14 protein-coding genes are annotated in these 16,597 nt (G+C 74.5%); 8 read left to right on the top strand and 6 right to left on the bottom strand.

Features of this window, described 5'->3' with window-relative positions; all coding sequences use genetic code 11:
• Positions 1-85: 85 nt before the first annotated feature.
• Positions 86-1,249 carry an alpha/beta hydrolase gene (locus ACIQ9P_RS18060; RefSeq protein WP_402356318.1) on the bottom strand — a complete coding sequence of 388 codons (1,164 nt, stop codon included), beginning with the start codon at positions 1,247-1,249 and terminating at the stop codon, positions 86-88.
• Between the two features lie 312 nt (positions 1,250-1,561).
• Here ACIQ9P_RS18060 and ACIQ9P_RS18055 point away from each other — a divergent pair, with 312 nt between their 5' ends.
• From ACIQ9P_RS18055 to ACIQ9P_RS18040, 4 genes are read left to right on the top strand one after another with little or no spacing between them, the layout of a single operon-like run.
• Positions 1,562-2,590 carry a substrate-binding domain-containing protein gene (locus tag ACIQ9P_RS18055; protein WP_402356315.1) on the top strand — a complete coding sequence of 343 codons (1,029 nt, stop codon included), beginning with the start codon at positions 1,562-1,564 and terminating at the stop codon, positions 2,588-2,590.
• Positions 2,587-3,624 carry an ABC transporter permease gene (locus tag ACIQ9P_RS18050; RefSeq protein ID WP_402356312.1) on the top strand — a complete coding sequence of 346 codons (1,038 nt, stop codon included), beginning with the start codon at positions 2,587-2,589 and terminating at the stop codon, positions 3,622-3,624. The genes ACIQ9P_RS18055 and ACIQ9P_RS18050 overlap by 4 nt, the downstream gene beginning before the upstream one ends.
• The gene (locus tag ACIQ9P_RS18045; protein ID WP_402356309.1) at positions 3,621-4,487 is read left to right on the top strand and encodes an ATP-binding cassette domain-containing protein; all 867 of its coding nucleotides are present in this window, start codon (positions 3,621-3,623) and stop codon (positions 4,485-4,487) included. Before ACIQ9P_RS18050 ends, ACIQ9P_RS18045 begins: the two co-directional genes overlap by 4 nt.
• Positions 4,484-5,590 carry an ROK family glucokinase gene (locus ACIQ9P_RS18040; protein WP_402356306.1) on the top strand — a complete coding sequence of 369 codons (1,107 nt, stop codon included), beginning with the start codon at positions 4,484-4,486 and terminating at the stop codon, positions 5,588-5,590. Before ACIQ9P_RS18045 ends, ACIQ9P_RS18040 begins: the two co-directional genes overlap by 4 nt.
• 83 nt (positions 5,591-5,673) lie before the next feature.
• On the opposite strand, the gene ACIQ9P_RS18035 is transcribed toward ACIQ9P_RS18040, so the two are convergent.
• Together ACIQ9P_RS18035 and ACIQ9P_RS18030 are read right to left on the bottom strand one after the other, a co-directional pair.
• Positions 5,674-5,997: a hypothetical protein gene (locus tag ACIQ9P_RS18035; protein WP_402356303.1), complete on the bottom strand. Its 324-nt coding sequence runs from the start codon at positions 5,995-5,997 to the stop codon at positions 5,674-5,676.
• Positions 5,997-6,284: a hypothetical protein gene (locus ACIQ9P_RS18030; RefSeq protein WP_402356300.1), complete on the bottom strand. Its 288-nt coding sequence runs from the start codon at positions 6,282-6,284 to the stop codon at positions 5,997-5,999. The genes ACIQ9P_RS18035 and ACIQ9P_RS18030 overlap by 1 nt, the downstream gene beginning before the upstream one ends.
• A gap of 350 nt (positions 6,285-6,634) precedes the next feature.
• On the opposite strand from ACIQ9P_RS18030, the gene ggt reads away from it, so the two are divergent.
• The 3 genes from ggt to ACIQ9P_RS18015 all read left to right on the top strand — a co-directional run bounded on the left by ggt (position 6,635) and on the right by ACIQ9P_RS18015 (position 10,121).
• Positions 6,635-8,428: a gamma-glutamyltransferase gene (ggt, locus tag ACIQ9P_RS18025; protein WP_402356297.1), complete on the top strand. Its 1,794-nt coding sequence runs from the start codon at positions 6,635-6,637 to the stop codon at positions 8,426-8,428.
• A gap of 107 nt (positions 8,429-8,535) precedes the next feature.
• Positions 8,536-9,339, top strand: a complete 804-nt coding sequence (locus ACIQ9P_RS18020; protein ID WP_375963594.1) for an exodeoxyribonuclease III — start codon at positions 8,536-8,538, stop codon at positions 9,337-9,339.
• Positions 9,340-9,509: 170 nt separating this feature from the next.
• The gene (locus ACIQ9P_RS18015) at positions 9,510-10,121 is read left to right on the top strand and encodes a hypothetical protein (RefSeq protein ID WP_402356293.1); all 612 of its coding nucleotides are present in this window, start codon (positions 9,510-9,512) and stop codon (positions 10,119-10,121) included.
• A gap of 178 nt (positions 10,122-10,299) precedes the next feature.
• On the opposite strand, the gene ACIQ9P_RS18010 is transcribed toward ACIQ9P_RS18015, so the two are convergent.
• The gene (locus ACIQ9P_RS18010) at positions 10,300-11,073 is read right to left on the bottom strand and encodes a lysoplasmalogenase (RefSeq protein WP_402356290.1); all 774 of its coding nucleotides are present in this window, start codon (positions 11,071-11,073) and stop codon (positions 10,300-10,302) included.
• Positions 11,074-11,397: 324 nt separating this feature from the next.
• On the opposite strand from ACIQ9P_RS18010, the gene ACIQ9P_RS18005 reads away from it, so the two are divergent.
• Positions 11,398-13,215, top strand: coding sequence for a DUF2398 family protein (locus ACIQ9P_RS18005; protein ID WP_402356287.1), 1,818 nt, complete (start codon positions 11,398-11,400; stop codon positions 13,213-13,215).
• Between the two features lie 1,256 nt (positions 13,216-14,471).
• Here the strand turns inward: ACIQ9P_RS18005 and ACIQ9P_RS18000 are convergent.
• Both ACIQ9P_RS18000 and ACIQ9P_RS17995 read right to left on the bottom strand, forming a co-directional pair.
• A complete protein-coding gene (locus tag ACIQ9P_RS18000) occupies positions 14,472-14,657 on the bottom strand; it encodes a hypothetical protein (RefSeq protein WP_402356285.1) in 186 nt (61 codons plus the stop codon).
• Between the two features lie 150 nt (positions 14,658-14,807).
• On the bottom strand, positions 14,808-16,454 hold the full coding sequence (locus tag ACIQ9P_RS17995) for a BCCT family transporter (RefSeq protein WP_402356282.1): 1,647 nt from the start codon (positions 16,452-16,454) through the stop codon (positions 14,808-14,810).
• Positions 16,455-16,597 lie beyond the last annotated feature (143 nt).

Raw genomic sequence — 16,597 nt, 5'->3', positions numbered from 1 at the left:
CGGAAGAGCACGGAACGGAAGAGCACGGAACGGAACGGCGGCCCCGGAGCACCGTGCTCCGGGGCCGCCGTTCGCGGTGCGCGCGTCAGTGGGCCGGGATGATGCCGGTCAGCCACTCGAAGACGCCCGGCACCATGTCCTTCCACACATCGCTGGAGTGCGGGCCGGTGGTCTCGACCACCTGGACGGTGGTCGGCGCCTTGGCGGCACCGGCGATGGCCTGGCCGTCCTCGTAGCCGTCGCCCTTGTTGCCGGAGACGTAGAGCGAGACCTTCGGCGGCTGGGGCGCGGCCTTCACGATGGTGACCGGGTTGTTGGCCTCGCGCAGCTTCGCGTCCTTGCCGACCAGCGAGTCCGGCTCCTTCGCCGGGTCGTTGTAGCCGGAGAGGCTGACGCCGGCCCGGTAGCGGTTGGGGTGGGCCAGCGACAGCTTGGTGGCGCAGTGGGCGCCGGCCGAGTAGCCGGCGACCGCCCAGCGGTCGGCGGAGGGGTCGGCCCGGAAGTTGTCCAGGATCATCTGCGGGACGTCCCGGGTGAGCCAGGTGTCCGCGTTGACCTTGCCCGGTACGTCGGTGCAGCCGGCGTCGGTGCGGTTGCCCAGCAGCAGGGTGCGCGGCGAGACCAGGATGAACGGGGCGACCTTGCCCTGCTGCATCAGCGGCTTGAGCTGCTCGGAGACCTTCAGCGTGCCGTACCAGGTGGAGGAGGAGCCCGGGAAGCCGGGGATCAGCTCGACCACCGGGAACTTCTTGTCCTTGTACGCGGGGTCGTTGTACTGCGGCGGCAGCCAGACCAGCACCTCGCCGTCGACGCCCGACAGCTGGCCCTTGAGGTCGGTCTTCTGGACGTCGTTCGGCACCTTCGGGTCGTCGACGCCGCGGAACGCCTGCTGGACCTTGTTGGCCGGAGGGTGCGCCGCGTCGCCCGCCGGGGCGGCGCCCGGGGCCGGGGAGGCGCCCTGGCCGGTCCCCGCGGCCGGGTCGGCCGGCGGCACGACCGGCACCGCGCGCACGTGCTTGCCGGTCCCGAGCAGGTCGTCCCAGTTGCCGTAGATCAGGTTGGCGTTGTTGACCATCACGAAGACCATGACCACCGCGGTGGCCTGGCAGAAGACGATCATGGCGAGCCTGGACAGGACGCGCACGGGCTCGGGCCCCTTGACCCGGGCCCAGGCCCACATCGCCACGGCGATGGAGATCGGCACGAGAACGACCGTGCAGACGAAGAACGGCGTACCTGTCAGTTGCATGAATGTTTCTCGTATCCGGGTTCGAAGCCGCCCGGGCCCCACTCGCCCGGAACGCCACCTCATGGCATCAGACGGCCCGTAACGGGGATCGGTTGCCGTCCGAATCTGTGCGGAACCTGAGAGGAACATCACGTTTCCGTGAAGTTCCCTTTTCGGGTCCGCCCCAGTCTGCCACCCTGGCAGACCCTGCCCGGACCTCGCGTCCAGCGGACTCCCAGGAATCCCCCCGCAGGGCACGATACCGTCCGGACGGATCGGCCCGCCGGGCGAGGCGGTGCGAACGCCCGTCCGCCGGGAGGCGAGACTATGGGGATGAGCACAACCCGCACGATTCCCACCCGCCGGCTCCGGCCCGTCGCCGCGGCGCTGGCCGTCCTGGCCCTGACGGTCGCCGTCGCCGGCTGCAGCAGCACCGGAGGCAGACGCGCCGAGGAGGCCCGGGCCAAGGCCGCCGCCACCGGCGGCAGCGCCGTCACCACCCCGCGCTGGAAGGTCGCCATGGTGACCCACGCCGGGGCGGGCGACGCCTTCTGGGACACCGTGCGCAAGGGCGCCGAGCAGGCCGCCGCCAAGGACAACATCACGTTCCTGTACTCCAACGACGCGCAGACCCAGAACCAGGTCCAGCTCGTCCAGGCCGCGATCGACCAGAAGGTCGACGGCCTGCTGGTCACCCTCGCCAAGGGCGACGCGATGGCCGAGGTGCTCGGCAAGGCCGAGGCCGCCGGCATCCCGGTCATCACGATCAACTCCGGCCAGGAGTTCTCCGCCCGCTTCGGCGCGCTGACCCACATCGGCCAGGACGAGAGCACCGCCGGCCAGGCGGCCGGCACCGAGCTGGCCGCCCGCGGCCGCAAGAACGTCCTCTGCGTCATCCACGAGCAGGGCAACGTCGGCCAGGAGCAGCGCTGCGGCGGCGCCCGGGGCACCGCCGGCGGCGCCTTCCAGGTGCTGTACGTCGACGGCGTCAACATGCCCGACGCCCGCGCGGCGGTCTCCGCCAAGCTCCAGGCGGACCCGGCGATCGACACCGTGCTCACCCTCTCCGGCCCGATGGCCGCCACCGGCCTCCAGGCGATCCAGGACGCCCGCCGCCCGGTCGAGCTGGACACCTTCGACCTGGGCACGCAGGTGGTGTCCGGCCTCAAGGCCGGCACCGTCGGCTTCGCGGTCGACCAGCAGCCGTACCTCCAGGGCTACGAGGGCGTCGACCTGCTCTGGCTCTACCGCTCCAACCTGGACATGCTCGGCGGCGGAAAGCCGGTCGCCACCGGCCCGCAGATCCTGACCAAGGACGATGCGGACGCCCTCGCCGAGTACGTGGCGAGGGGGACCAGGTGAGTTCCCCGGACCTCCTCGTCCAGGACCGCGAGCGCCCGGCCGCGCTGCGCCGCCTGGCCGGCCGGCCCGAGCTCGGCGCGCTGATCGCCGCCGTCGCGGTCTTCCTGGTCTTCGCCGCCGTCGCCGAGCCCTTCCTGCGGGTCTCCTCGCTCGGCACCGTGCTGTACGCGGCCTCCACCATCGGGATCATGGCGGTACCGGTCTCGCTGCTGATGATCGGCGGCGAATTCGACCTGTCCGCCGGTGTCCTGGTCACCACCGCCGCGCTGACCTCGTCGATGGTCTCCTACCAGCTCACCGCGGTGACCTGGGTCGGCGTGCTGGTCTCGCTGGCCGTCACGCTGGCGGTCGGCCTGTTCAACGGCTGGATGCTCTCGCGCACCAAGCTGCCGAGCTTCATCGTCACCCTCGGCACCTTCCTGATGCTGACCGGCGCCAACCTCGGCGTCACCAAGCTGGTCTCCGGCACGGTCTCCACCAAGCCGATCTCCGACATGGAGGGCTTCGCCTCCTGCCGCTGGCTGTTCGCGTCCGAGGTGACCGTCGGCGGGCTGACGGTCAAGGCGACCGTCTGGTGGTGGCTCGGCCTGCTGCTGGCCGGCAGCTGGGTGCTGCTGCGCACCCGCTTCGGCAACTGGGTCTTCGCGGTCGGCGGCGACGCCGCCGCGGCCCGGGCGGTCGGTGTCCCGGTCGGCCGGACGAAGACCGTGCTCTACCTGTTCGTCGGCTTCGGCGCCTGGGTGCTGGGCCAGCACCTGCTGTTCTCCTTCGACACGGTGCAGTCCGGCGAGGGCGTCGGCAACGAGCTCATCTACATCGTCGCGGCCGTCATCGGCGGCTGCCTGATCACCGGCGGCTACGGCTCGGTGGTCGGCTCCGCGCTGGGCGCGCTGATCTTCGGCATGGTCAGCAAGGGCATCATCTACGCCCAGTGGAACCCCGACTGGTTCAAGTTCTTCCTCGGCGGGATGCTGTTGCTCGCCGCCCTGCTGAACTCCTGGGTCAAGCGCCGCGCCGAACGGGGGCCCCGATGACCGAACTGCTCTCCCTCACCGGGGTCGGGAAGACCTACGGCACCGTGCGCGCCCTGGAGGACGTCTCGCTGACCCTGCGGTCCGGCGAGATCAGCTGCGTGCTCGGCGACAACGGCGCCGGCAAGTCCACCCTGATCAAGATCATCGCCGGGCTGCACCGGCACGACGAGGGCACCTTCACCGTCGGCGGCGAGGAGGTCCGGCTCGACTCCCCGCGCCAGGCCCTGGACCTGGGCATCGCCACCGTCTACCAGGACCTCGCCGTCGTCCCGCTGATGCCCGTCTGGCGGAACTTCTTCCTCGGTTCCGAACAGGGCCACAAGCGCTGGGGCGGCCTGCGGATCGACGCCGACGGCATGCGGGCCACCACCCGCCGGGCGCTCGCGGACATGGGCATCGACCTGCCCGACGTGGACCGCCCGATCGGCACCCTGTCCGGCGGCCAGCGCCAGTGCGTGGCCATCGCCCGCGCCGTCCACTTCGGCGCCAAGGTGCTCGTCCTGGACGAGCCGACCGCCGCGCTCGGCGTCAAGCAGTCCGGGGTGGTGCTCAAGTACGTCACCGCCGCCCGGGACGCCGGCCTCGGCGTCGTCCTGATCACCCACAACCCGCACCACGCCTACCTGGTCGGCGACCACTTCACCCTGCTGAAGCGCGGCCGCGTGGCGGGCAGCCACGCGCGGGCGGAGATCGGTCTGGAGCAGCTCACCACCGAGATGGCGGGCGGTTCCGACCTGGCCGAGCTCTCGCACGAGCTGGGCCGGCCCACGCCCGGGACCGGCCCCTCGGCCGCTCCCGCCGACCCCGCTCACCCCGCCGGTCCTCACCCCGTCGATCCTGCCGAGGAGCGTCCCCAGCCGTGACCAGCCCCCACGGCGGCAACCGTCCGCCGGTCCTGCCCACCCTGCTCGGTCTCGGGCCGCGCGCCGAGCGCCGCCGCCGGGCCCTGCCGGCCGGCCTGCTCCGGCTGCCGACCATCGGCGTCGACATCGGCGGCACCAAGGTGGTCGCGGGCGTGGTCGACGGCGAGGGCAAGGTCCTGGAGAAGCTGCGCACCGACACGCCCGACAAGTCCAAGAGCGCCAAGGTGGTCGAGGACGTCATCGTCGAACTGGTGCTGGAGCTCGCCGACCGGCACGACGTCCACGCGGTCGGCATCGGCGCGGCCGGCTGGGTCGACGCCGAACGCTCCACCGTGCTCTTCGCCCCGCACCTCAACTGGCGCGGCGAACCGCTCCGGGACGCGCTCAGCTCCCGGCTGCGCTTCCCGGTCATCGTCGAGAACGACGCCAACGCCGCCGCCTGGGCCGAGTGGCGCTTCGGCGCCGGCCGGGGCGAGGAGCACATGGTGATGCTCACCCTGGGCACCGGCATCGGCGGCGCCGTCGTCCGCGACGGATACGTGGACCGGGGCAAGTACGGGCTGGCCGGCGAGTTCGGGCACATGCAGGTGGTGCCCGGCGGCCACCGCTGCCCGTGCGGCAACCGGGGCTGCTGGGAGCAGTACTCCTCCGGCAACGCGCTGGTGCGGGACGCCCGCGAGCTGGTCGCCGAGGAGTCCCCGGTGGTCCAGGCCCTGCTGGCCCGGGCCGGCGGCGCCGTCGAGGGCATCACCGGCCCGCTGGTCACCGAGGCCGCCCGGGCCGGCGACCCGACCGCCACCGAACTGCTCTACGACGTGGGCACCTGGCTCGGCGTCGGCATCGCCAACCTGGCGGCGGCCCTCGACCCGGGCCGGTTCGTCATCGGCGGCGGCGTCTCCGAGGCCGGCGACCTCCTCCTCACCCCGGCCCGCGACACCTTCCGCCGCACCCTCACCGGCCGCGGCTTCCGCCCCGAGTCGACCATCGTCCACGCCGCCCTCGGCAACGAGGCCGGCCTCGTCGGCGCCGCCGACCTCGCCCGCCAGGTCGCCCGCCGCTTCCGCACCATCAAGCGCCGCCGCGTGGAACGCGCGGTGCCGTAGCGGGACGCCTCATGGCGGGGGAGGCCAGGCTCGGCCGGCCTCCCCCGCCGAGGCTCGTCCCGGTCCGGATCCCGGCCCGCAGGTCAGAAGAAGGTGCCGTAGGCGCCCGGCGGGTCGTCCTGGACGTGATGCCACTCGGCGGCGAGGAGAAGGACATGGCGGTGCCGGGGCGGTTCGGGCACGATGACGTACTCGACGACGACGGCGAAGCCCTCGAGCGGGATGTCACGGTGGAGGTCGTCGCCGTTGATCGCCACGCTGTCGGGGTGCCACGGGTCACGGTTCAGCCGTAGGTGGAGGCCCAGAAACGCCTGGTACAGGTCGGGAGGGGCATTGAGGATGAGCTCCCCGACCTCCAGGGAAGCTTCGACCCGCCAGAGCTCCTCGGGGTCGAACTCCCGTTCCACTAAGCCCCCTTGGCGTCCCGCCCGCGCTGGATCTCGTCCCATGCGACGGTCCGTAGTGTACCGGCACGGGCCGCGCGGACCCGCTCCGCCCGATCGGGGCGCTGGTCCAGGCGGGCTCGGCAGACCCAGATGTCCAGCAGGCGCTCGAACGCGGCGCCGTTGGAGATCCGGCCCAGTTCCGCCCGGAACTGCATCCGGCGCGCCGGGGTCAGCGCGGCGGCGATCCCGTCGGGCGTCCGTCGGATGCCGGGGGGTTCGCTGGAGTAGTGATGAGGCTGGGCGCTCAAGGAACCTCCTCGCCTGGTATGTGCCGGTGGAGCCAATGCCACCGTACCGCGCCTGAACGGCGTCGTACCATCCCCGCATGCGCGGGGGCGATCCGCCCTCGCCGCGGGTTCGTGCCGCCCTCGGTCGGAACCGTCCCCGGAGCGGGAGGGTCGTGGTCCCGGGGCGGGTCGGGCCGAGGCGACGGCCGGTGCGGTACGCCGTCGCTGTGCGCTCCGGCGCCCGATCGTCCGGCCGGGGGAATTGCCTCGTGTCAACTACCCGTTGGTAGCGCCGAGGCGCTGTTGTCGCGGTCATGGCTCCTGTGAAACAACGGAGTTGACGTCAACTCGGACAATCTGGAGGACCCCGGATGAGAGCGCTGGCACGAATCGCACCGCCGTTGCTGCTCGCCACGGCCCTGGTCTGCACCGTCGCCGCCGGACCGGTCGGGGCCGCGGCGCCCCCGGCCAAGGTGCCCGAGGCGGTCGGCCGGGGCGGGGCGGTCGCCAGTGTGGACGCCGATGCCACGGCGGCCGGGATCGAGGTGCTGCGCAAGGGCGGCAACGCCGTGGACGCGGCGGTCGCGGTGGCGGCGGCGCTCGGGGTCACCGAGCCGTACTCGGCCGGGATCGGCGGCGGTGGGTACTTCGTCTACTACGACCACGCCACCGGCCGGGTGCACACCATCGACGGCCGGGAGACCGCCTCCCGGACCGCCGACTCCTCGCTGTTCCTGGAGAACGGTCAGCCGCTGCCCTTCGCCGACGCCGTCACCAGCGGCCTGTCCGTCGGTGTGCCCGGTTCCTCGGCCACCTGGGAGACCGCCGTCGGGCTCTGGGGCCGGCGCAGCTTCGCGGAGGCGCTCGACCCCGCCCGGCGGATCGCCGAGCGGGGCTTCACCGTCGACCAGACCTTCCAGGACCAGACCGCGCTGAACCAGGCCCGGTTCAAGGACTTTCCCGACACCGCCCGGCTCTTCCTGCCCGGCGGCGCGCTCCCCGCGGTCGGTTCCACCTTCCGCAATCCCGACCTCGCCGCGACGTACCGGCAGCTCGGCCAGGAGGGCACCGAGGCGCTCTACCGGGGCGCCATCGGCGAGGACATCGTCCGCGCCGTCCAGCACCCGCCGGTGGACCCGGCGTCCGGCCGGGTCGCCCGTCCCGGCAAGGTGGACGCCCAGGACCTGGCCGACTACCGGGTGCGCCGCCAGCAGCCCACCCACGTCGCCTACCGGGACTACGACCTCTACTCGATCGCCCCGTCCAGCTCCGGCGGCACCACCGTCGGCGAGGCGCTCGGCATCCTGGAGGACGGCGAGGTCGCCGACTACGACGCGACGCAGTACTACCACCACTTCCTGGAGGCGTCGCGGCTCTCGTTCGCGGACCGCAACCGCTGGGTGGGCGACCCGGCGTTCAACGACGTGCCGGTGAAGGAGCTGCTCTCCGCCCGGTACGCGGCCTCCCGGGCCTGCCTGATCAGCCCCGACCGCGCGCTGACCAGCCCGATCGCCCCCGGCGACCCGCGCCACCCCGCCGCCTGCGCGAGCGCGGGCCCGGCGCCGGCCGCCGAGCCGTACGAGGGCCTGAGCACCAGCCACCTCACCGTGGCCGACCGCTGGGGCAACGTCGTGTCCTACACCCTGACCCTGGAGCAGACCGGGGGCAGCGGCATCACCGTCCCCGGCCGGGGTTTCCTGCTCAACAACGAGCTGACCGACTTCAGCTTCACCCCGCTGGTGCCGGGCGTGCCCGACCCCAACCTGCCCGGCCCGGGCAAGCGGCCGCGTTCCTCGCTCTCGCCGACCATCGTGCTGCGCGACGGCGAGCCCGTGCTGGCGGCCGGTTCGCCCGGCGGCGCGACCATCATCACCACCACCCTCCAGGTGCTGCTGGGCCGCCTCGACCGGGGGCTGAGCCTGGAGCAGGCGATCGCCGCGCCGCGCGCCAGCCAGCGCAACACGGTCGCCACCCAGGCCGAGCCCGCGTTCCTGGCGCTGCCGGAACGGGCGCGGCTGGAGGCGCTCGGCCACGTGTTCGCCAGTACGCCGGAGATCGGGGCGGCGACCGGCGTCGAGCGGCTGCCGGACGGCCGCTGGGTCGCCGCGGCCGAACCGGTGCGCCGCGGCGGCGGCTCGGCGGCGGTGGTCCGGCCCGAGCCGTGAGGCCGGACCGGTTTGTCGGTGCCGTTCGGTAGATTCGGGGTGGGCGTCGTCCGGGGGACCGGGGCGCCCACCCCGTCCGTGCCGAACCACCGGGAAGGCCGCCCGCCGTGACCGTCCGCATCGCCACCTGGAACATCAACTCCGTCACCGCGCGGCTGCCCAAGCTGCTCGAATGGCTGGAGAGCGCCAAGCCGGACGTGCTCTGCCTCCAGGAGCTGAAGTGCGCCGCCGACGCCTTCCCGTACGAGCCCGTCCGCGAGCTCGGCTACGAGACGGCCGCACACGGCAACGGCCGGTGGAACGGCGTGGCGATCCTCTCCCGGATCGGTCTCGACGACGTCGTCCGCGATCTGCCCGGGCAGCCCGGCTACCTCGCCGACGACGCCCTGCTGCCCGATGTCGAGCCGCGCGCGATCGCCGCCACCTGCGGCCCGGTCCGAGTCTGGTCGGTCTACGTGCCCAACGGGCGCGAGGTCGACCACGCCCACTACCGCTACAAGCTGGAGTGGCTGGAGGCACTGCGGGTGGCCTCGCTGGAGGACGCCGCCGGCGAGCGCCCGTTCGCCGTCCTCGGGGACTTCAACATCGCGCCGACCGACGAGGACGTCTTCGACCTGGCCGCCTTCGAGGGTCTGACCCACGTCACCCCCGCCGAGCGCGCCGCCCTCGCCGCCCTGGACGCCGCGGGCCTGCACGACGTGCTGCCCCGCCCGCTCAAGTACGACCGCCCCTACACCTACTGGGACTACCGCCAGCTGGCCTTCCCGAAGAACCGGGGCATGCGGATCGACCTCACCTACGCCAACAAGCCCTTCGTGGACGCGGTCACCGACAGCTACGTCGACCGCGAGGCGCGCAAGGGCAAGGGCACCTCGGACCACGCCCCGGTGGTCGTCGACCTGGACCTCTGAGAGTCCTCCGGCCGGGCCGGTCACGGACGGTGACAGGCCCCCCGAACGGGCCAGAGCGGTGGCCGGGCGCGGAGGGTGTACCTACTGTCGGGGAGTGACCGGGTGTAGTTGTTCGATCACGTGGACTTCGGAGTCCCCGGCTGCGCCCGAGAGAACCCGGAGGTTCCGGTATGCGCCCCACGCGTACGGCCGCCGCCGCCTTGATCGGCGCGACGGTGCTGACCGGCCTGACGGCCCCCCTCGCGCTGGCCAAGGACGGCGCGGCCTCGGTCAGCCCGTCCCAGGCCGCACCGGGCCAGACCGTGACGGTCACGGTCGCCTGCGAGAAGTCCGACAAGCCCAATGCCAAGACCATCACCGCCAACTCGCCCGCGTTCGAGGGCGGCCCGGCCACCCTCACGCTCGGGTCCGACGGCAAGCACACCGGCTCCGCCCGGCTGGCGGGCAAGAACAGCGGTGAGAGCAAGATCGACGGCAGCTGCCCGGACGGCGGCGCCTTCACCACCAACGTCACGGTGACCACGGTCTCGGTGTCCACCGGTGGCTCCGCGCCCTCGGGTCTGGGCGGCTGGAGCGAGGCGGCCGGGGAGTGGGCGGGTTCGCTCGGGCAGTCCGGTGCCGGCAGTCAGCAGGTCGCCCCGCACGGTGCGGTGAAGACCGGTCTGGGCGGCTCGGTGGCGGCCGACCCCGTGGAGCTGGCGGGCGGCGCGCTGCTGATGGTGGGCGGGATCGGCGGTGTCTGGCTGCTGCGGCGACGGTCGGCCGGTGCCGGGCCGGTCTGACGGAACGTTTCTGCGGAGGTAGAGGTAGGGGTCGGGGTAGAAGCGGGGCGGGACAAGGTCGCGCAGGTGCCGTCGGACGGAGGGTCCGACGGCACCTGCGCGCGTTCGCCCGGGTGCGGGTGCGGGTGCGGGTGCGGGTGCGGGTGCGAGTGCGGGCCGGGCCGGGGTGGGGCCGCCGTCACGCCCAGGCCGGTGCGGTGCCCGGCCCGGTGGCCGTCGGCACCCCGGCCGCCGTCGGTCCGCCGGTCTCGGTCTCCCCGGCCTCCCGCTCCTCTGCGGCCCGCAGCGCGCCGCTCGCCAGCAGGTACTGCGCCAGGAGGTACGTGGCCATGATCCAGAAATCGTGTCCCGGCAGCTCCCGCCACTTCGCCAGCTTGGTGGCGATCAGCGTGTCCGAGAGCAGGAACAGCGCCCCGCCCAGCCCGCCCCGGGCCCCGAGTCCGGCCGAGGCGACCGCCGTCGAGGCGAGCAGCAGGCTGTAGCCGGCCACCGGCATCCGCAGGTCCCCGAGATCGGGCCAGAGCCGGCCCACCATCGTCACCCACGCCGTCGCGTACGCCGCCGCGACCACGGCGGTGCGCCGCCGGTCGGTCAGCGCGCCCTGGCCGACGAACATCGTCACGTAGCAGACGTGCGCCGCCGCGAAGGATCCCATTCCGGCCAGGAACGCGGTCTCGTCGCCGAGCTGGAGCAGCACGTCCCCACCCGCGCTCAGCAGCAGCGCGGGCGCGAGCAGCTTCGGCGGGCGCCGGCCAGCCTCGGTGGCCCGGGTGACGCTGTGTGCGGCGAGCAGTGGCATCAGCGCGGGCTTGGTGGCGTGGCGCAGCGCGGGCGTGCCCGTCAGCAGCGCCCCCAGGTGGGCCGCCGAGGTGGTGGCGTAGCCGGTGAGCAGACCGCCGGCGGAGCGCAGCCGGCCGCCGAGAACGGCGCGGGTGGTGGTACGGATGCTCATGCGGCGGTGTCCTCCGGGCAATGGGGGTGCGGGCGGTGGGGCGGGCAGCGGGGTGCGGGCGGTGCGGGCGGGCGCGTCCGTGCCGGGCGCGCCGTCCTGCCGACCGGCGCGAGCGACCGGCAGGGGGCGTGGAAGAGATTGTTACCGGTGCGTAGGTCCGGCCGCGCAACCGGGGTGACGTGTCGCCCGCCGGACCCCCGTCCGGCGCCCGCCCGGCCGCCGGCGCTCCTCCCGTCGCGGTCCGGCCACCCGGCGGCCGGATGTCGTCGGGAGCCGGGCGGCTGCCAGCGAGGGACGCGCCCACCGTCTAGTCTGGTCCCCGACATGGAGCAGCAGGAGTACGCGACCGGCGCCGCGCGGACGGCCGGTGGCAGGTCGGACGGGCGCACGGGCGGGGCGGGGCGGGGTGCCACCGACGCCGTCGTCGTCGTACGCGGATCCGGCCCCGGTCACGGCTCCCGGGTGGCCCCCGGCACCGGAGCTGACGCCCCGCAGGGCGCCGCGCCGGACCGCGGCCCCGTCTCCTCCGCCGCCGGGCTCTCGCCGGACCCGGGGCTGCTCCGGCTCGCACGCTGGTTCGCCGAGGCCGAGCCCGGCACCGCCGACGACCTCTGCGCCGCGTCCCTCGGCCTCTATCCGGCCCGCCATTTCGGCACCCCGGCCGGGCCGGTCGCCGGACCCACGACCGCCGGTCCCGCCGCCGACCCGGCCGCCGCCGCGCCGCTCACCACCGAGGTCAGCTGGTGGCACGGCCCCACCGCGCACATCCCCACGCCGCTGCGAGCCCGCGAGCCGCGCCCGACCGGCGGCCTGCGGCGCGCCCGCCGGGACGCCGCCGCGCTGCCCGTCGTGCTCTCGGGCGCCAAGCCGGGCCAGCCCGGCCGCCACCGCAAGCCCGAGCGCTCCCGGAGTACCGGCACCGTCCCGCAGGATCGTTCCGCCGCGACCACCGCCGCCGAGCGCCGGATCGCCGCCCGGCTGCTCGTCGCCCACCCGCTGGTGACCGCCTCCGGGCCGCACGCCGACGGCTTCCCGCTGATCCGCCGTCACCGCGACTGGCTCGCCGAACGCTTCGACACCCTGCTCGGCTACCGTCTGGTGGTCGGCCCCTGGCACGCCCGGCTGCACAAGGCCGGACTCGGCCCCGGCGCCGCCCGGCGCCTCGAACACCCCGCCACCGGCGTCCCGTTCACTCCCGGCGGCTACGCCCAACTGGCCCTTGCCCTGGCCCTGCTGGTCGACGCCCCCGAACACCTCCCGCTCGACGGCCTGCTCGCCGCGATGGACGCCGTCCACCCGGGCCCAGCCCCGGCCGCGCCGCCGACGGACCGGGCCGACCTCGCGATGGCGTTCGCCGTGCTCGCCGACTGGCAGGTGCTCATCGACCTCCCCGCCGCCGCCCTCGCCGACCCGGCCGCCGCCGGTCCCACCGTGCTGACGGTCGACCGGGAGCTCGCCCGCGCCGTCCCGGTCGGCCCGCCCGCGCTCGCCGACGACGCCACCGACCTCATCCGCCGTGCCGCCGAGGCCGAACCCGGCACCGCCGTCCGCCGCCGCCTCGCCGAGACCCCGGCCGTGCTCGCCGCCGACCTGCCCGAGGACCAGCGCGCCTGGCTGCGCGACCACGGCCGCACCGGTCCGGCCGCGCTCGCCGACTTCCTCGGCCTGGAGGCGGAACTGCGGGCCGAGGGCGTCGCCCTGCTCGACCCGGCCGAGGAACTCACCGACCTCGCCCTGCCCGGTGCCGACACGGCCGCCCAGGCGGCACTGCTGCTGGTCGAGCGCCTGGTCGAGGAGGTCCGGCCGCTCCCGGGCGAGACCGCGGGCACCGATGTGCCGGTCCCCGACGCGCTGATAGACGGCGTGCTCGGCGACATCGCCGACGAGTACGGCCTGCCCTCCGGCTGGCGCCGCGACTACCTCGCCGACCGCACCGCGCTGCGCCGCGACGCACTGGACCTGCTCCACCGGATGGGCCTGATCACCCCGGCCCCGCGCGGCACCCGCCCCCCGGGCTGGCTGCTCCGGGCCCCCGCCGCCCGCTACGCGCCGGCCCCCGACCTCCTCCTCGCCCCGGGCACCGGCCGCCACTCCCGTCCCGATCCCACCCCCACCACCCCCCGCGCCGGCCAGCCCGCCTGACCCGGCGGCCTGCCGCCTGGGTCAGCCCCGCGCGGGTCGGCCCACCTGCCCGGTCCTGCGGCCTGGGTCGGCATGTGGACTGTGTCCCCCGGGGCGGCCGGGGCGGCCGACCCTCCGGGCGGGCCTGGGGCCTGAGCTCGCGGTCGGCCGCCTTGGTCGGCATGACCCCGGTCGGGTCGCGGGCGGCCCCGAGCCGGTCCCCGGCGTCGGGCGCGGGCGTCGCGGGGGAGTCGTGGGAGAGGGCGGCGGCCTGTTCCAGGTGCTGCTGGGTCTCGCCGAGCGGCTGGTTCTCGAAGGCCGGCCCGGCGAGGCCGAGGGCGAGCCGGCGGGCGTCGGGCCGCCGTTCCGGGCGGTCGGCGGTCCAGGCCGGCGCGGCCCGCACCTCCTCGGCCGGCGCGTCGAACCCGGCCTGTGCATCGCCGTCCCGCGGCCGCCGTTCCTTGTCCCGTGCCCCGGCGAGCGCGTCCGCGCCCCCCTCCCTGGCCGGCCCGCCCGTCCCCGGTCGGCCGCCTGGGCCGACACGGTGCTCCGCGTCCCGGGTGGGCCGACCCGCTGTCCTCCCGTCCCGCCCGCATCCGGCCTTCGGGTGAGGGCGGGTTCGCCGCCGCCCCCGCCGCATGGGGGGCGTGGCGCTGGTCCCCGACTCTCACCTGCGGCCTCCCCGGGTCGGCCGGTCCGCTCGGCCCGTGCCCTCGCCGGTCGGGTTGCCGAGTCGGCCCCGGCGCCGGGCGCCCGGGCTGCTCAGGGGGCAGGCCCGTGCCGAGGCGAGGCGGCTGGTGGCGCCGGTCGGCGGGTGCCGACTCCGCCGCTCGCGCTGTCGGCCGGCCCGGCTGCCGCCGCGCCGCTGGTCGGTCGGTGCTCGGGGGTGGTGGCGCCGATCGCGGATCCCGGCGGCCCCGGGCGGGGCAGGGGTGGGGGAGCCCGCGCCGCGGCCGGACGATTGGCAGTGTGTGGTGGTGGGCAGTCCGGGGGTGGTGTCCTGGTCGCTTCCGAAGTCGGTCGACCTGGTGGGCCCCGTGCCATCCGTCGTCCGGTGCCCGGGTGGAGCAGGGGAGACCCGGAGCGCGGGCAGGGCGAGTGGTGCCGGTTCGGGGTACTGCCGCCGCGCCGCCGGTCGGCGCTGGCGGGTGGTGCCGGTTCCGGATCCCGGCGGCCCCGGGCGGGCCGGGTACGGGGAAGCCCGCGCCGCAGCGGGGCGGGGCGGGCGGTGGTGGGTCGTGGCGCCGGTCTCCGCCGGTGCCGGTGTCGGGGCGGGACTACTTCCGGACGGTGGCGGTGGCGGTCGCGACGGTCCCGTGCTGGACGGTTTCGACGGTGGCGCCGACGCCGAGGGTGCCCAGGGCGATGGAGGCGAGGACGGCGGAGCCGGCCAGGAAGCGTCGGTGGCGCTTGGGCATGGGGAAGCGCGGTTCCTGGGAGGTCGCCGGAGGGATGGCGTTCATGGCAGAGAGGTTTCCAGGGCGGTGTTAACGATCGCTACGTGCGGGTGAAGTCCGGATGGGGGGTGGGCGTCGGCTTGGGCGACGGGTGCAACGCCGCAGGTCACGCCCGTGCCCCGGGGCGGGTGCCGGCCCGCCCCGGGGAGGGGCGGTTCACCCGGTCGGGGGACGCCGGTTCCCGCGTCGGGCGTCGGCCATGGCCTCGCCGACGGCGACCCGGACGGCGTCCCGCAGGCCGTGCGCGGCGTGGAAGCGGGACGGTCCGGCGGCGGGGTCGGTGCGCAGCTCCTTCACCAGCGCCACGCACAGCAGCAGCATCACCCCGACGAACGGCAGCGCGACCAGGATGGTGGCGTTCTGCAGTGCGGTGAGCCCGCCGGCCAGCAGCAGCGCGGCGGCGACCCCGCCCATCAGCACGCCCCACACCACCACCAGCCAGGTGCGGGGGTGGAGCGAGCCCCGGCTGGAGAGCGAGCCGAGGACGAGCGAGGCGGAGTCGGCGCTGGTGATGAAGAAGGTCATCACCAGCAGGACCGCGATCACGCTGGTGACGGCGCCGGCGGGGAGCGAGCGCAGCATCTCGAAGAGGGAGGCTTCGGCGCCCTGCGGGATGGTCTCGACGAGGTCGACGGCGCCGGTGCTGTCGAGCCGGATCGCGGTGCCGCCCATGACGCAGAACCAGATCACGGTGGCCCCGCTGGGCACCAGCAGCACGCCGATCAGGAACTGCCGCACGGTACGGCCGCGCGAGATGCGGGCGATGAAGGTGCCGACGAAGGGCGCCCAGGACAGCCACCAGGCCCAGTAGAAGATGGTCCAGGTGCCGAGCCAGCTCTCGTCCGTGAAGGCGCCGGTCTGGGTGGACATCGCGAGCAGGTCGGACAGGTAGCCGCCGACGGTGGAGGGGACCGAGTCGAGGACGAAGACCGTCGGGCCGACCACGAACACGAACAGCATGATCAGCGAGGCCATCACCACGTTCGCGGTGGAGAGCCACTTCACGCCCTTGTGCACGCCGGAGAAGGCGGACAACACGAAGGCGGCGCTCAGCGAGGCGATGATCACCAGCTGGGTGCGCTCGGTGTTGCTGACGTCGGAGATGTAGCCGAGGCCGTCGGCGACCTGGAGCGCGCCGAGGCCGAGGCTGGTGGCCGAGCCGAAGACGGTCGCGAAGACGGCGAGCAGGTCGATCGCCCGGCCCGGCCAGCCGTCGGCGCCGCGTTCGCCGATCAGGGGGACGAACGCGGCGGAGATCCGGTTGCCGCGGCCCTTGCGGAAGGTGGTGTAGGCGAGGGCGAGTCCGGCGATCGCGTAGATCGCCCACGGGTGCAGGGTCCAGTGGAAGAGGGAGAACTCCAGTGCCTGCTGGGCCGCGGCGGCGGACTGCGGTTCGAGTCCGGAGCCGGGCTGCGGGGCGGCGAAGAGCTGGAGCGGTTCGCCGACGCCGTAGAACATCAGGCCGATGCCCATGCCCGCGCTGAACATCATGGCCACCCAGGCGAGGGTGGAGAACTCCGGTTCGTCGTCGTCCCGGCCGAGCCGGATCCGTCCGAAGCGGCTGAACGCGAGCAGCACGGTGAGGACGAGGAAGACGTCGGCGGCGACGACGAAGAGCCAGCCGAAGTTGTGCAGGACCCAGCCGAGGGCGGTGCTGGAGGTCCGGCCGAGGGAGTCCTCGGCGAAGATGCCCCAGGCGACGACCCCGAGCACCGCGACCCCGCCGACCCCGAAGACCACCCGGTCGACGGGAAGGGTGGCGGCGGGTTCGTCGGGCGGCGGCCCGGCGGGCTGACTGGTCATGGGGTACCTCTCACTGCGTAACTGGCGGGCCGACGGCATGCCTCGGCGACATGATCTGAAAGGGATACATGTCGTACTATGTCCAGTTCCCCCGGGAGAGTCGGGGCGGCGCGCCGGGAGCCAGTGACCTGAGAGGCCGTCAG

The sequence above is a fragment of the Kitasatospora sp. NPDC094019 genome, assembly GCF_044764505.1.
GTDB lineage: Bacteria > Actinomycetota > Actinomycetes > Streptomycetales > Streptomycetaceae > Kitasatospora.
Note: the sequence above shows the minus strand (reverse complement) of the source record. Positions and strands in the feature narration are given on the sequence as shown.

What these genes read in the sequence shown, in the direction of transcription:
- ACIQ9P_RS18060 (WP_402356318.1), bottom strand. Translation starts at nt 1,249, where the DNA reads ATGCAACTGACAGGTACGCCGTTCTTCGTCTGCACGGTCGTTCTCGTG.
- ACIQ9P_RS18055 (WP_402356315.1), top strand. Translation starts at nt 1,562, where the DNA reads ATGAGCACAACCCGCACGATTCCCACCCGCCGGCTCCGGCCCGTCGCC.
- ACIQ9P_RS18045 (WP_402356309.1), top strand. Translation starts at nt 3,621, where the DNA reads ATGACCGAACTGCTCTCCCTCACCGGGGTCGGGAAGACCTACGGCACC.
- ggt (WP_402356297.1), top strand. Translation starts at nt 6,635, where the DNA reads ATGAGAGCGCTGGCACGAATCGCACCGCCGTTGCTGCTCGCCACGGCC.
- ACIQ9P_RS18015 (WP_402356293.1), top strand. Translation starts at nt 9,510, where the DNA reads ATGCGCCCCACGCGTACGGCCGCCGCCGCCTTGATCGGCGCGACGGTG.
- ACIQ9P_RS18010 (WP_402356290.1), bottom strand. Translation starts at nt 11,073, where the DNA reads ATGAGCATCCGTACCACCACCCGCGCCGTTCTCGGCGGCCGGCTGCGC.
- ACIQ9P_RS18005 (WP_402356287.1), top strand. Translation starts at nt 11,398, where the DNA reads ATGGAGCAGCAGGAGTACGCGACCGGCGCCGCGCGGACGGCCGGTGGC.
- ACIQ9P_RS18000 (WP_402356285.1), bottom strand. Translation starts at nt 14,657, where the DNA reads ATGAACGCCATCCCTCCGGCGACCTCCCAGGAACCGCGCTTCCCCATG.
- ACIQ9P_RS17995 (WP_402356282.1), bottom strand. Translation starts at nt 16,454, where the DNA reads ATGACCAGTCAGCCCGCCGGGCCGCCGCCCGACGAACCCGCCGCCACC.